General features: G+C 41.8%; 11 protein-coding genes. All 11 read right to left on the bottom strand.

Annotation, left to right across the window (positions count from 1 at the left end):
• Positions 1-262: 262 nt before the first annotated feature.
• Entirely contained in the window at positions 263-3,331 is a 3,069-nt protein-coding gene (locus tag ABIE27_RS20725; RefSeq protein WP_429351385.1) for a cyclic peptide export ABC transporter, read from the bottom strand.
• 13 nt (positions 3,332-3,344) lie between these two features.
• Positions 3,345-4,484, bottom strand: a complete 1,140-nt coding sequence (locus ABIE27_RS20730; protein WP_123064851.1) for an acyl-CoA dehydrogenase family protein — start codon at positions 4,482-4,484, stop codon at positions 3,345-3,347.
• 2 nt (positions 4,485-4,486) lie between these two features.
• On the bottom strand, positions 4,487-4,747 hold the full coding sequence (locus tag ABIE27_RS20735; protein ID WP_123064850.1) for an acyl carrier protein: 261 nt from the start codon (positions 4,745-4,747) through the stop codon (positions 4,487-4,489).
• A gap of 5 nt (positions 4,748-4,752) precedes the next feature.
• Positions 4,753-5,790 (bottom strand): HAD-IIIC family phosphatase, encoded by a 1,038-nt coding sequence (locus ABIE27_RS20740; protein ID WP_123064849.1) that lies wholly within the window; start codon positions 5,788-5,790, stop codon positions 4,753-4,755.
• Positions 5,774-6,637 carry a 3-hydroxyacyl-CoA dehydrogenase family protein gene (locus tag ABIE27_RS20745; RefSeq protein WP_275670038.1) on the bottom strand — a complete coding sequence of 288 codons (864 nt, stop codon included), beginning with the start codon at positions 6,635-6,637 and terminating at the stop codon, positions 5,774-5,776. Before ABIE27_RS20745 ends, ABIE27_RS20740 begins: the two co-directional genes overlap by 17 nt.
• A gap of 44 nt (positions 6,638-6,681) precedes the next feature.
• On the bottom strand, positions 6,682-7,698 hold the full coding sequence (locus ABIE27_RS20750; protein WP_429351386.1) for a BtrH N-terminal domain-containing protein: 1,017 nt from the start codon (positions 7,696-7,698) through the stop codon (positions 6,682-6,684).
• Between the two features lie 48 nt (positions 7,699-7,746).
• Positions 7,747-8,454: a thioesterase II family protein gene (locus ABIE27_RS20755; RefSeq protein WP_429351387.1), complete on the bottom strand. Its 708-nt coding sequence runs from the start codon at positions 8,452-8,454 to the stop codon at positions 7,747-7,749.
• Positions 8,455-8,483: 29 nt separating this feature from the next.
• Positions 8,484-13,022: an amino acid adenylation domain-containing protein gene (locus tag ABIE27_RS20760; RefSeq protein ID WP_429351388.1), complete on the bottom strand. Its 4,539-nt coding sequence runs from the start codon at positions 13,020-13,022 to the stop codon at positions 8,484-8,486.
• 1,111 nt (positions 13,023-14,133) lie between these two features.
• Positions 14,134-14,388 carry a phosphopantetheine-binding protein gene (locus ABIE27_RS20765; protein WP_123064844.1) on the bottom strand — a complete coding sequence of 85 codons (255 nt, stop codon included), beginning with the start codon at positions 14,386-14,388 and terminating at the stop codon, positions 14,134-14,136.
• A gap of 71 nt (positions 14,389-14,459) precedes the next feature.
• Entirely contained in the window at positions 14,460-15,437 is a 978-nt protein-coding gene (locus ABIE27_RS20770; RefSeq protein WP_123064843.1) for a phosphotransferase enzyme family protein, read from the bottom strand.
• 303 nt (positions 15,438-15,740) lie between these two features.
• Positions 15,741-16,289, bottom strand: a complete 549-nt coding sequence (locus tag ABIE27_RS20775; protein WP_429351389.1) for a carbamoyltransferase C-terminal domain-containing protein — start codon at positions 16,287-16,289, stop codon at positions 15,741-15,743.
• Positions 16,290-16,417 lie beyond the last annotated feature (128 nt).

Consider the following 16,417-nt stretch of genomic DNA (forward strand, 5'->3'; position numbering starts at 1 on the left):
GAAACTCTCACCTGACAAAAAACCTAATGAATAATAAGAAAGTTCTGATCGATTTCCTAAGGTAACAAAAAGCTGTATTGTGCTGATAATACATAAGGGCACCATCAAAGCCGCTGATATCCATAATTCTGGCCACATCAGAGATTTATGTTTGGCTCCCATTTAATTGCATCAGAGGCATATCAAACAAAAAACGAACATTCTTTTTCAAAAAAATTCATTTCCTCCCCATCTCTCTTGAACGTCAGTCATGCATAAATTTTTATGTCCCTTGTAACTTTCCTAGCTCAAATTTGAGTACTCTATCAGCAACGCCGTAATATTGATCGTCATGCGTAATCGCGATTACGCCCTTCCCTTTTGCTCTCAAATTAGGCAACAGCTCGGTGTAAAAGAACCTTCTGAATTCCGGATCTTGATCTGCAGCCCACTCGTCGAAGAACAAGAAAGGTCGATCGTCCAAATAACTCATGAACAAAGCTAGTCGTTTTCGTTGCCCCGCGGATAGGTCAATTGTACTGAACTCATTGTTCAGAACGGCAACCTTCTCTTCCAACCCCAGCAAGGTTAGATAACGGGCTACTTCAGAGTCGCGTCCCTTCGTATCAATCCCATATAGCTTCTCGAACAAGTGATAATCGCTAAACACCGGAGAGAACACCTCGCCAATATCTGCAGGATTCGCAACATGTCCGTCAATGTGAATGCTCCCAGCGGCAGGTTCGTACAAACCCGTCAACAGCTTACCGAATGTTGTTTTCCCGCTTCCGTTTCCGCCTGTGATGAATACGATTTGTCCTTTCGCGAAGCTGCAGCTGATGGGCCCGATCCCGAATGTGGAAGAATCGCCCCCATAATGAAAAGCTACATCGATCACATCGATCTTTTGTGCTTCCCTTCGATCAACTGCTGTAATCTCTTCCTTGGAGGGTGCAATACTCGATACTTCATGAAGGAGATCGTTTATCCGCTTCCAGCTAATCTTCATTTGGGTAGCTTGCGGAATGCAGTTAAGAATGCCATTAATGGGTCCTGTCATATACAGGAAAACAAAAACGAAACCCCTCAGGGTTTCGCTCAATATATCCTTGAATAGCATAGGCAGTAAGAAGGCGATGCTGCCGATCACGATTGTAAATAGAAGTTCTCCAAGGACAAACACGTTAGCAAAGGCGATATCGCCTTGTGCACGCTTCTGCCGGTAAGCATTGCTAATTTCGTTCATATCTTCTCGAAACTCCTTGCGTTTACGAGCCGACAAGCTTAGCTCCTTAAAACCGTAAATCAAATGATTGATAAACCGGAAGAATGCATTTTGCATATCTCTTGTTTCTTCCCATAGACGTTCCGCTTGTCGAGACACGATGGCATAAGCACCCACAGCCAGCCCGATTAATAGAACAGATATGAGAAGCCCTGGCAAGCTTAACGTACCGAGATATACAAGGCAACAAATCAATGTAACAAGGTTTGTAAGTCCTCCTATAACCACGTTGATGGAAGTGCTTACGACTTCCGTGTCATTATTCAAACTGGCCATGATCTTATCTCTACCGTACTTCTCGACAGTCTGATATCTTGCACGCAGAATCGTATCGATGATCTGCATTCTCTTGCGGTACACATTGTCGTTCGTGATGACGATCAATCGTTTCCTAAGCAGACGCTGACCCGCAACATACAATAGTAAGCCAATTCCGAAGTAATACATTAACCCCACGGCCCATTGATCGCCGTTCATTTGGACCAATTGCTGGTTGATGACAAAAATCAAGAAAGCATTGCCGAATCCGCTCATGACACTCATTAGAGCGATATTGACTAGCGAACTGTTATTCTGCTTTACGAAGAGAATGGAGCCTGCTAGATATAAATAATAAATCAGTGCCGTCGCCGATATAGCTATAATCGCTGATGGAATACTCAACGGTCCCCACACCAGCACAAACTTCCAAGGCATTCCGGAGAACATGACATCCGGAAGGAAATAGATCGCAATTAGCAAGCTTAGAACAAAAGCCGCTCCCGAGACAATGAATAGGATGCGCTTGAATGATAATCCAACAAAGCGTCGGATACCTCTAAGAATCTCTACCATCAACCTGGCTAACATCCATAACGATAATAGTCCGATACCAATAAAGAGAACCGTTACTGAAGATGACATCTTATCAATTTTTTTATAGAAATCGGAATTAAGGCTTGTTACTTCCTGATGCAACAGCATTCTCATCACATTATGGCCGATCAGATTCGTATAGTCTGAATTGGCATTCGCCATGACAACTACGGCAATCCCATCATTCGGCCGGAATCCAAAGTACGACGAGTAATTAGGGTTAGCCCCTAGATGCGACAATTCACCGCTACCGATTTGAAAGACGGACCACCCCATTGCATAGGAGCTCCCGTCCATGGACGGATAGACGGATCGATCCGGGACTTGCGATTTTGCGACCAGTTTCTTTAACCTCTCGGGTATATCTTCAACGATCCCAAGCTGTATTTGTAACCAGCGCACCATATCATTCTTCGTCGTAATTAGGTATCCTGCTGGCGTATTTCCTGTGTAGAGAGGAGCCGAGTAATCCCGATAACGATAGAAGGCTGGTTTGTAACCTTTCGCTAAATTCGGTACTTGGTCGTACTCGTCGTAAAAGACAGAACCGTTCAAAGCCAGTGGCTTGAGAATGTGCTCTCGGATATAATCCTGATAGGTTTGTCCAGATACGGTTTGTATGATATAGCCGAGTATGTCGTAATTAATGGTCGCATATTCGAATTGCTTCCCCGGTTTCTCGACAAGCTCGGTACCGACCAACCTCCTTACCGTTTCTTCCAAGGCGGTTGGCGAATCTTCCGTAGGGATATCTCCGATCGTGTTATATGGGATGCCCGATGTATGGTGCAATAGCTGACCAATGGTGATTGCCTCTCGCTCACCCTCGAATTCCATATGGAACCACGGAAGATAAGCTTCTACCGTATCGGTCAACTTTAATTTGCCTTCGTCCTCCAGATTCAAAATTCCAAGAGCGGTAAAGGCCTTCGTAGTCGAACCTAGCTCAAATCTCGTTTGATTGGTGACAGGCAGTTTCTTCTTTACATCCGCATATCCGAAGTTTCGATCGTAAGCTACCTGTCCTTCCTGCACAATGGAGACCGCAAGACCGGGAATACCTGATTCCTCCATAAGCTTTACAATATACCCATCGATTTCTTGAATGACCTTATCGTCTATTGCGCTCGCTCCCGCTGCGGAGGCTCCCCATATCTGAGCGCACCATAATAAGACGATGCCAATTACGATCTTGGCCTTATTTCTGTACATTGTTATACCTCGCTTACGACGACATGTATTTCGATAAAACAGCTCCGGACACTACCTTCTCCAAAACTTGCGTGTTACCTTCGATAATCTCCAATACTTTCGCTTCCCTGAACAATCGCTCTGCCTTGAAATCGGAATGAAGGCCATTGGCTCCATGAAGTTGAACAGCATCTGTACATACTTTCATTGCTACACGGGAGGAAAATATTTTGGCCATAGTGGTCATCATGATCCCTTCCGGATCACGACTGCCTCTCAATTCCCCCGCACGTATACAATAAGACCTTGCGGCCTCAACATCTATCGTTGCGTTCGAGATAATAGTTTGAACCGACTCAAACTCACATAATTTTTTACCGAATTGACTTCGGGTTCTCGTGTATTTCACCATTTCCTCAAGAGCAGCTTGAGCAATAGCGACCCCAGCCCAAGCAATGCTATAACGTCCATGGTCTAGTGCATGATTGACAACGTACGTAAACCCGCTTCCCACCTTCCCCAGCACATTGCCGGCGGGAACCTCAACATGATCTAGTTCGATTTCCGCTAGGTGCGTGGCTCTTCCCGCCAGCATGCCGGAAATTGGGGTCGAGCAAAGACCTTTAGATTCCCGCTCGACTAGAAATGCCGTGATGCTCTCGCTAGATTCGTCTTTTGCGATAGTAAGAAAGACATTTGCGATACCACCGAAAGAAATCCACTTCTTCCTGCCATTCAGGATATACCCATCTGCTGTTCGCCGGTATGTCGTTTGGATTCCTTTAGCGTCAGACCCCGTGTCGGGTTCAGATAGCGCGAATGCGCCCAGTACGCTACCTGCACTGATTAGCGGCAACCATTTATCCTTTTGATTCGCTGTTCCCCATCTGGATATCGATTCTCCGACAAGCGTGGAGTGAACTGTGATTAATGTACGAACAGCAGAACACGACTTCCCGATTATTTCGGTAAACTTGCCATAATTCACAGGAGAAAGCTCTAGGCCCCCATATTTGATAGGAAGATTGGCTGACAAATACTTCTTCTCCGCAAGTTTATCTATCATCTCTCTTGGAAGCATCTCGCTTCTGTCAAAGGAAGTTGCATATGGATCGATGTTATGTTTAACGAATTGCTCTGCTTCTTTAAGAAAATGCTCCTGATGATCGACCATAGCTACATCACCGTACGTTTTTGCTCAACGAAACGAAGGATGTTACGGACGGAACTAAAATTCGCGATGTCCAGGTCATCGCCTTCGACGGTGATCCCGAATTCGCGTTCTACGAATCCAACCATCTCCATTGCGAATAGAGAATTAACGAATCCCATCTGAAAAATATGGTCTTCATCGGTAAATGTTGCGTCATCATCAAAGACAACTAGATGTTTTCCGATAAACCCTCTAATTAATACTGCTGCTTCTGAATGTTCCATGGCCGTCACCTTTCTTTAACGATGATACGAATATACTCCGGATATTTTTGCACGACCGATAAATCATTCTCCAAAAGCAAAAGTTCCCCGTCTTCTCGTACATCGATTTCTTTAAAATTTGCAAAGCGGTAAGTGATATACATCATTTTATTGCGATCTGTCTTTCTGAAATCTGCCAGCATTTTCTTACCATCTTTTTTGGCTTGATCCATCATGAAAGATAGCAGAATGGTGCCTACCCCTCTTGACATAACCCTGCATGACATGAGCAGGAGCTTGAGGTGCCAGTGCGTATCTGTAATTTCCGCCAATACCAATCCGATCTTCCCGTATGTTCCGTATTTATCCGTCAATTCGCATAGGTACAGACGATGACTGTCGCTCTGTCTAAATCGATTTAACTCATCGTGATCATAAGTGACCCCCGTTGCGTTAAGCTGGTGTGTCCTGACCGTAAGCTCAGAAGCTCGGGCCAGATCCTCCTCCGTCGCAGGAGAGATTATAAATTCCATGTTCAGCTGAGATAAAAATTGCTCTTTCGGCCCGTTATACGTTTGTTCATCTTGTTTGCGTTGCATGTCATCCATATACATGGACCTTCTCCGAGCAGAATCTACAGTAATAAACTTGGGATTTAGCTCTGCAATATCCAAAAACGTTCTCTGATCGATAGTCTGCATGCAGAAAATATCCGGATGAACGCTCTTAACTTCATCCAACTCAAACATCTGATCGTCAATGAAGAGAATGGAGTCGAAGCCGATATTCAGTTCCCTTTGAATATTGCCGATCAGGATAGATTTAGCGTCCCATCCAATCTGCGGATATATGAACAAATGGTCTAAGCCCCGCTCTTTCAATGCCGTCATGGCGTGATTATAATCGTTCTTGCTGCAAACAGATTGTAGAATTCCCCGTTCGTCTAGCACGTGCAAAATCTCTTTCATTCCCGGCTTGAGCCGAACTTGTTCGGATTCCAGCAAAGTACCATCCCATAACGTCTCGTCAAGGTCCCATACCACGCACTTAATTTCTTTTGTCATACGTATAGAATCCTTGCCCTGATTTTTTGCCTAACAGCCCAGCATCAACCATTTTTCTAAGCAACGGGCAAGGCCGATATTTAGGATCGTTGTAGCTGTCATGTAATACTTCTAGGGATTTCAATATCGTATCCAACCCGATCAAATCCCCCGTAGCAAGTGGGCCCATCTCATGACCGAATCCAAGCCGGAAAATTTTGTCGACATCCTGCGGTCGCCCAACTCGATCATGGACGAGCCAGATGCTTTCATTAATGGTAAGCATTAGAACACGGTTCGTTACAAAACCCGGAAAATCATTAACCACAACCGGGACTTTATTCATCGACTTCAAGAACGCGGTGACCGTCTCGACTGTAGCCTCCGAAGTGTGATGCCCTTTAATGACCTCAACCAAGGTTTTCATCGGAACCGGGTTCATAAAATGCGTGCCTAATACGTTATCTGGCCTTTTCATTAGACCAGCAATTTTCGTTATTGATATGCAGCTGGTATTGACAGCAAACAACGTCTCTTCCTTGCAAACTTCCCTTAATTCCTCATACACTGCCTTCTTCACATTCCAGTCTTCCGTCACGTTCTCGATGATCAGATCGACATGACTTAACGCTTTATACTCCGTATGAAATTCAATTTTCTCATCGATTACATTCCAATCAAGACTTCGATATTTGGGACTCATCATCTTCATTAACGAGAACGTTTTTTTCATTTTTTCATCTGATTTGTCAAGTATCATTTCATCAATATCAACTATTACAACACGATAACCGTTACATGCAAGATCAAGGGCGACATCGCTCCCCATTACTCCAGCACCGACTACGCCGACCAGATTTATTTTCAAAGTAACCTCTCCTATTCCGAGATTGCCGTGAGTAATTTCATTTGTCATTTTTCCTGTAACCGCTTGCAATATATCTCTATATCCGTCCCTATCAATCCCTCAAGACTGACTAATTTACTTAACTTCTCCAAGATACCAGGCCAGATATGGCTTCCCATTCGATTCGTATAAAGTGTTTTTGCGACTACAGCTCGAACTTGAACCCACAAGTTTACGATTTCATCCATTGTACCGAGTATGGAAGGATCGTCAATCAGCTTCGCCATCCGAATCTTTTCCACTTTTTTGCAGTTAATTATCTTATTCAAGCCTTCTACCACTTTTGAATAGTAGGTAGCCGAAGAGTACTGTTCTTCCTGCAGATGTTTTACTGTATCTTCAAACTTCTGCAATTGTGCTAGCCCTCTCTTATCTACATCTCCCATCTGCGAGGAATAGAGGTCCGACAGATGCTTTACTACTTCTATCTTGCCGAACTCGCCCGATATCAACTCCTGCCCATCAAGCTCATAAATTTCATAGAATGTCAGATGACCTTCACTGATGAAATATTGTAAATACCCTCTGTACGCTTCTTGGAGATCATGATAGGAGAGCGATTGTTTCTCGTAAGAAAGGTTTTCTTTGTGCTTGTGTTCAATGACTTGGAATCGTTGCTCATTGTCGTCAAACCCGTAAACCAACAAAGTATGAGGCCAATGTTCCTTGAGATACGTGTCTAATCGTATAGGCTCATAGTAACAATCCACCCATAATATGACGGGCCTGCCTTTCGATATCGCTGACTTGATGTCAGCGGTCACATCTTCGGATCGATGCTTTGTCAACGCCCCTAAGTACAAGCTATCCACAAGCTCGGCAAAACTATGCCTTTGACGATAACGGCAACCAATTACCGCTTCGTTCGCCTTCTGACTTAACTCATATACGATGTTCTCGTTCAGAAAGAACGGAAGCTCATCCTTATGGAATGCCCTTATGATTGGAAAGAAGGAATTATAGAAACAATTATCAAAAAACAACTCATTATAGGGCTCAATTCCTTCTATTACGATTTGCATGTATAATAAGCCCCCCCAATAAACTGCATGCATTTAGACGGTTTCGATTCACTTGCCCGCCAGTGTCTCATTAACGTATCGAATGACTTGCTCTTTATGATCGTGGATAAAGAAATGTCCTCCTTTAAACTCCAGCAATTTACACTTCACGGATGTATGGATGTTCCACTCTCCGTAATCGCTAAAGTCGTTGCTCAAAGGATCGTTATCGCCGAATAATACAGATACTTGAACGTTAATTTTGTTTCTCTCCACGTATCGATACGTATTGGCTGCCTTGATATCGTTTCGTATTACCGGCAGGAATAAATTAGAAAGCTCCATGTTCTCGAACACCTCGCTGGAGGTTCCTCCAAGTTTCAAAATTTCCTTAATGAAAGATGGATCATCCAATTCATGGTCAATTCGATATTGCTCCTTCTTATGCGGGGCGGTTTGACCAGATAGGAAAATATGCTCCGGGAGGCGCTTGTTCTCATCGATTAATCGTTGAACCAGTTCATATGCAAGAATAGCCCCCAAGCTATGTCCGAAGAAGGCATAGGGGCGGTCCTGCTGCTCCAATCGCAAATGCACGTATAGGTCGTCTACCATACCGGCTACGGAATCAAGTAATGGTTCTTCATATCTCCTGCCTCTACCCGAAAATTCCACCATTCTTAGAGCAATATCCGAGTGTAACTGATTTTTCCAGCTTCCGTATACGATTGCCGAACTGCCCGCGTAAGGTAGGCATAATAACTCTAGCTTCTCCATCATAGATCCCCTAATCAGCATTCATCCGACTATTCGAACAGTTGATTCAAGTCTTCTTGAGACAGCTTGACCAAGTCAAAGTCGGAAGGCGTGTAATCTCGTTTTTCTTTCGCGCTGCAATGCGCGATGATTTCTTTCAGCTCTTTCAGGAAGGATGCTATCACCTGCTTTGTAGCATCCGGGTCACACACTTGCGGGTCGAATGTATACGCCACGCGCAATTGACCCCTTACAATCATGGCATCTATCGCGAGAAGACATGTCATCGGATTGCTCTCGCATGTATCCGGTCCCGCGTCTTCATGAGCCCACTCAAAATAGGAGCCTATCGTATTGTCAGCCTCTCCAAGGAAGTTAAAACGGATGTAATCTCTGCTGATAATCCTATCTGCATTCTCCAAGTATTGTATAATGCCGTAATCGAACCCCTTATTAGGGACGGAACGAATTTGTTCTTTAATCGACTTGACGTGATCTGATAAGCGAGAACACTCGCAGATTAGCTCTAAAGGATATAGACTCGTAAACCAGCCTACTGTTCGATCGATGGCTAAGGCTTTTCCGATCTCTTCTCTCCCGTGTCCTTCCACTTCGATCACAACGCGCTGATTCTCGGCATACGGTTCTAGCGCTCTAGCCAAGGCGGCGAAAATCAATTCCAACGACTGTGTGCCGTAAGCTTGATTAGCGCTCGTAAGGAGGGAATGCGTATCCTCCGCCGAAAGTAACGCGTGAAGCGTTTCAATCCCCGGGCCTTTCTCTTTCAATCCGGTCTCTGGAAGTCTAGTCGGTTTCTTGGTGGCCAAATTGCTCCAATAGTCTATAATACTTGACGGTATTGTGGGCTTATACTCGTACAACGCATTTACCCAATCCTGATAGGAATCGGATCTGCGAATATACGCTTGCGAACTCTCGCTTGCTTCATAAGATAAGATCATGTTCATATCCTCAAGAATAACCCGCCATGATAACCCGTCTACCGCTAGATGATGTGCAGTCAGTAGAAGCCGTTGTTCTCCATCTCCAAAATCATAAAGTCCAGCCTTAAATAATGGCCCTTCTGTAACATTAATGGATGATTTCAACTTTACTGCATAATCTTTAAATAAGTCCCACCTGACCTCAGCAGGATAAATCGAAAGATCAACACGATCTACCGAGACCATCCCAGGGTCTAAATCCTTGTACTTGAGCATGGATAATGCTTGATCATAGTACAAACGTAGCGAATCATGAGTTTCCATGATGCGTTGAACCGCATGTTCAAGTAGCTCTCTATCCATGACACCTAATACCCGAAGCAACACAGATTGATTATAATAATTCACATTCTTTAGACGGTTCGCGAAGAACCAGTTGATGATGGGAGATGATTGGAGCAATCCTTGGGCCGGCTTATGTTCCCTATCGCTTTGGTATATCTTTTCAAAAGCAATATCTCCTACAACGCTAGACATCAGAATATCCTTTGGCTTTAAGTAATAACGCCCATCCTCGTTAAACTTCGATGCGATCTGAATCGCCTTTATCGAGTCACCGCCCACGAAATAAAAGTTATCGTTCCATTCCAGCGCTTCGATGCCCAATACATCCCTCATGATCCGATGGAGCTTTTGCAACCCCTCATCCTTAGAGTGATTCGTTAATTCGGCGCTCTCCGAATTGGAATCTGGTACTGCCAACGCATCTCTGTCTATCTTACCGTTGATGGTTAGCGGCATTCTGTCCAGCACTACCATCGACTGGGGTATCATGAAACCTGGCAAATATTCGACAAGAAAGTTCTTCAGATCCAACCAAGTTATTTTCCGACTCCCAACAACGTACAGCACAAGGTATTTGTGGCCGTTCGAATTGCTGAATACTTTAACTGCCGCCTCTTTGACGACTTCATACATGCAAGCCCGGCTTTCAATTTCTCCAAGCTCGATGCGGTAACCGTTTAACTTGATTTGATGATCTGCTCTCCCGATATATTCCATTTCCCCATTCGGCAGCCAGCGGGCAAGGTCGCCAGTCCTGTACATGTTGCGGCCGGGGTCGGTCAAGCACGGAGTAAACTTGTCCGCGGTAAGTTCCGGTGCGTTAATGTAACCAGAGGCTACTCCATCTCCGGATATGTATATCTCGCCTACGGATCCAAAGGGGACAATACGCTTATCGGAATCGAGCAAAAGAATTTGAACGTTACTAATCGGTTTACCGATCAGAACGGATTCGTTGCATTGCAATTCATTAAATTTATAAATCATGCAGCCTACAACAGCTTCTGTCGGTCCATACTCGTTATAAATCGCTACTCTTCCGCCAGACGAATCTGTCATAGTCTTTGCAAGGGCTGTTTGGAACATCTCCCCGCCCACGACAAAAACGCGTACAGCTGTCTCGGCCAAAGAATAGTCTTGAATTAATGCCAGATGTGCCGGGGTTATCTTAACTATGCTCGCTCTTCTCTCTTCCAAGATTTGATGCAGCACGAAGCGCTCGGCATCCTGCCTGTAGATGATGACTTCATTGCCAGCGATTAGCGGCACAAGCATGGAGGTAATGGTCAAGTCAAACGCTAGGGAAGTATATAGTGCGAATTTATCGTCTCTATCGGTTATATAGGTTCTCGCCGCCCAAGATACATAATTCACCAGTCCCCGATGATGAACCATTACTCCTTTAGGTGTGCCTGTAGAGCCAGATGTGTATATGATATAGACGAGATCATCCGGGCTGTTCCCCGTCTCCAAATTCGTATCGTCCCCGCAGAACAAGTCATCGGATTCCAGATGAATGACATCACCCTTGAAGCCGATTTCCCCATCGATATGAACGTTCGTCAGAATGAGATTTGCCCCGCTGTTGTCTAGAATATACTGCATACGCTCCCTAGGATATTCGGGATCAAGAGGGAGATACACGCCGCCTGCTTTCATGACGGCCAGAACAGAAACCACCGTATTCATCGAATGTTCCGCGATCAATGCGACAACTTGCCCCCGTCGGATACCCCTGACTTGTAGGAACCGTGCCAGCTGGTTTGCTCTCGCATTCAATTCTCTATACGTCAAGGATTCATTGCCATGCGTGACCGCGATTCTATCAGGGGTTGCCAGTGCCTGTACTTCCACTAACTGATGGTATAACTGGTCTTTCGGATAATCTGCCTTCGTTGAATTATACTCATACAATAGCTTCCGTTTATCTGCTTCTGAGAGAATATCAATGCTGCGAAGAGACATATACGGGTTAGCGACGATACGTTCAATCAGTTCAATAAGTTGGTTGAATATTAAACGGATCTCTCTCTCCGTATATTCGCAATTCTTATAATCGATATCTAATCGTATCGTCCCGTCCTCGTACCAGTCCTTAATCAAGAAGTGCAACGCGTAGGGTTGCATCTCCGGGAAAAATTCCTCGTTCACGATCTCGACTTGTCCCATACTCGAAGGGAGCTTGGCATTGCTATAATTGACACAATATTGGAATAATTGATCGTAACCTCGGCGTCGAATTTGCAAATCCTCAACCAAGTAATTGTACGGATATCTCTGATGGAAATAACACTTGGTTAAATTCCGCTGAACCTCAACGAAGTAATCTATAATCTGCTTTTCTTCACCTATATGAACATGAATGGGCATTGTACTCGTATACATCCCGATGGTCTTCTTCTCCTTGCCACCGGAACGGTTCAGAACCGGAATGCCTATGATTACATTGTTTTGCTGTGTAATTCGCGACAGAAATAACGAAATTGCGCCCGTAAAGAACGTATTTAAAGTCAATTTATTCGCTTGTGCGAAATCCGCGATTCGACCGACGTATTCCTGTTTTATAAAGAATGTTAGCCGCTTGGCACTAAAATCTTCGGATGTTCTCATCAGCTGTTCTAGGTCTATGTTAGCGAACATTTCTCGCCAGAAACGCTTATCCTTCTGATACCGATCGGAATCAAAATATACCTTCTCAGTTTCAATATAATCGGTATAACAACCCGCGTTAAGCGTTACAGGTTCCGTATTCAATCCTGCAAGCTCGCTGTACTGCCGAAGAATCTGCTCAGTAAGCAGTTTAAAACTCCAGCCATCTGATATCATGTGATGCATATTAATAAAATAGCCTGTTTCTTGTTGATTAAAACGAATAATCACGAACCGATACATCCGTTCCCGATATATATCAAATGGTTTCTTTGATTCCTTCTCCACCCAGGTTTCAAAATCCATTTCTGGAGAAATGGATTTCGAAAAGTCTAGATAAGGGATATCTATATGAGAAAATTCTTCAACATACTGAAATGCTTGGCCTTCTTCTAGAAAGAAACGTGCACGCATTCCTCCCTGAGTCCTTATTATGTAATTGATTGCTTCTTTGAGCCAATCAATATTTAAATTTGTACGAAATCGAACTGTCCCGCCTAGATTGTTTATCGGTGTTCCAGGATTCATTTGGTCTATCAGCCAAACCCTCATTTGCGGCTGAGTTAACAGATGATTCATCATATTCACAATCTTAGAATCCTCCTTAGAATCGTATAATTCGCTCTTATTGACCGGTTCAGTACAATACATGCTTCGGCATATCTTTAAGGTGAGGCATTTGCAATATTATCGTCATCGCTTAGCGTATCGATAGATACATCAATGCCGGAATCAGTGACCCTAGTTCTACCAGAACAGGTGAAACGTGGCGTCCACCAAGCTTGCTGTAAATTTGGAATTGTAGCATTTATATAGTCTCTGTACATACCGTTCTAAGTTCATGCCAGTCAGATTTAGTTCTTCGACTATTTCACCGCATGTCATTTGGTATTTAATGGAATACTATCCCTCCGGCAGAGGATGAAAAAATAGAACAAAATATAAAATAGATAAGATTTTTCGCCTCAACGGAATTCTAGGTTGCGCCATAATGATAATCTAAGCGTTCGTTGGAACAAACATATCATGGCTCAAAGGCTCAATAACAACTCTAAGATTTTACGAGTAGATTTGATACTATAATTGGTAAACATTTAAGATTTCTCATCTCCCATAAGGAGGCTCACCTCTTCTCTTTAGCAGTGCTCAAACATGTTAGTTGTGTTGTCGCAAAAAAAAAACACCTCAAGGGTGCATGTCTCCAGATAATAGAATATGTGATGTGACGTCAGTGGGACAAACAGACATAGCTTCGCCCATTCATCCGGTGTAACCGCATTCAAAGTTACATATATATGTCCCCTGTTATTAATAACGTGCCGAAACAACGATTATCATAGTAAAACAGGTTGTTGTAATACCCAATTGTCATTCCAATCAATTTTATACGGTTTGTATTAAATTGTAAACCGATAATTTATAATACTTCATTATACTTATTTAATTTTCTCAGCATGATATCGTCGAATAATCCTTGAAGCATTTAAGCAATCCCATAAACCATAGGTCTAGTTGAATGCGTATCCTAGGAAAGTATTCTTTTCAGTCTTCGTGGCGATTGTTAATCATAACGATCAGTGGCTGGAGATAAGTTATCTCTAATTGGATTCCAATGTAGTTTCCCTCCTCCTTAGTGATCGAGTACGAAACCGAGTCGACTTCATTTATAGTTGTATCATTAAAATGCTAACGAAATGAGGCCCGGTTCAATAGTTAATTTCATTCCCAAATTCCTTAATCATTATATGCAGGAGGATGTTGCTCACCCTTGATTAGATATACCAAAATTATTAATAATATAATTTGAAAACTCTTCAATAGTAATGGTTGATAAGTTATCTTCACTTAAATATTCGTCAGAAAATTCAATATCTAATTGAAGTTCTAACTCTATAACTAGTTGTATGAATCGTAGGGAGTTGATGCCGTTTTCTAACAGCCCTTCGTTAAGTGGATGATTCTCTGGAACTTCTAAAACTTTTCTGATAGCATCTTCTACTATTGTAGTTATATTCATTGGCAAAACCTACTTTTCGATTAATATATTTATTGATACATAATTCGCATTTATGAATTTAAATAAAACATTTAGTAAAGAAGGAAGTTTTCATCTTCAAGGTATTTTTTGCAATAGGTATCTATAACCCAATTTAAAGTAGATGCAGTATTTTCATGTTCTTCTGGATTTATTGAATGGAAAGAAAATGTTCTGATTATTGACCAAAGAAAAAAGGCTTCAATAACATTAACATAATTATCTTGAAGTTGATGAATAGTACTATAGGTTGATATAAATACTTTTTGGTTTTCATGTGAAAGATGCATAAATATTTCAGCTATATCAAATAGATAAAATCCTAATCCACAATTTGAAAAATCAATAGGTCGAGGTTCATCTTTATAAAAAACATAGTTACTTTCGTGAAGATCAGAATGGATCATACCCCAAGTATTTCTTGTTATTTTTTGATTATTAATTTCGCAAGAAATTTTTTGAATAGTTTGTTCAAGACATATCTTAGCTTCTTCGGTGATAAGTGCATTTAAATTTTGGGATAGTTGTGTATAAGATGAGATTAAATTATCAGCATCGTATACTCGCACATTAGACTTATCTATAATATCCCAATTCTTTGATTGTTTGTGTAATGCAGCCACCAATTTAGCAAAGCTAATTGTTTCTTCTATAGTCGGTGGTCTATTAAGCAAATCACCTTCCACCCATTTATACAATGATACATATATTTTTTCGTCAGAATTGTCGATTGTTATTGTGGTAATGTGCTCTCCTTCCTTATTTCTTACAGGACCAGGAACGTTATAAGTTAAATCACTTTCCAGCGCCTCAAGCCATTTAAGTTCCGATTCAATAATCTCAACTAAGTTTTGATTAGCAGAAGAATATCTGATTTTTAATAGAAAATCATTTTCTTTTTCATTCATTATTGCTTTTATTCTATAGTTTAAATTTTCACTTTCACCTAAATATTGAATATCTTTACTTTGGATTAAATATCTCTCTAATGCATGCTTTACAATCATCATAGAATCGATATTTTCATGCATAAATTTTCCTCCTTAAGATTAAAATCCTCAAAACTTCAGTTTTTTATAGTTAACTTTAGCAAGCGTCTTGTCCATAAATCCACTATGTCTTCTATTTTAATCCGTTCATCTATATTGAAGAATGATTGGTTTTGGATAATTTCTCCCACCGATTTGGAGTGATCGACTTCTATTAAAAAATCGTAAACTTTTTTTGAAATAGATACGGTTTGACCAAAAAAATAACAAAAACTTATTTCATAAACATAATCCATTTTGAACGCCATCATTACTGGTCTTCTTTCTCTTATTAAGTGACACATACTAGGGTAAAACGGGGATTAACCTCATAACTCCCTCAGATTTTAATGGTCTTTTTCTGATAAGGTAGTTTCCAATGCATAAGTAATTTAATTGTGTCGTTAAGAAACAAACCACAGAATCGTTTATAGAATCTACGATAGGCTCATAGTTATTGTTAAAGGAGGTGTTTAACAGAACAGGAACTCCCGTTTTCTTTTCAAATGAAGCAATTAAATTGTTAAACAGTCGATTATTGGTTGAGGATACGGTTTGTACTCTTGCTGACCCATCCACATGTGTTACCGCGCCTAATGATTTTTGTTTTTCACTTCTTACCTTTAAAACCATATTCATAAAAGAAAACATATTCGCTTCATACTGTTCTGGGATCTCAAAATATTCTCGAGCAGATTCTTCTAAAATAGCAGGTGCGAACGGTCTATAATCCTCCCTCATTTTAATCATTTTACCGAAAATGGTAATTCGGTCCACATCAGACATTCGAATGTTATTCATATTCAAACAAGCTTTTATAGCCAATAAAGGTGCTTTCGGAATTTGTATTTCCATATACATCCCCAATTGAAACTCGCTTATTTGTATATTGAGCTATAGATCTAAGTTTGATTCACAAATCCGGTATAAAATCATATCAAAATGCAATAGCGGTAAAGACCGCATAAATTGCCCCTGGGATA

Source organism: Paenibacillus sp. 4624, assembly GCF_050435065.1.
In the GTDB taxonomy this organism is placed as follows: domain Bacteria; phylum Bacillota; class Bacilli; order Paenibacillales; family Paenibacillaceae; genus Paenibacillus; species Paenibacillus amylolyticus_D.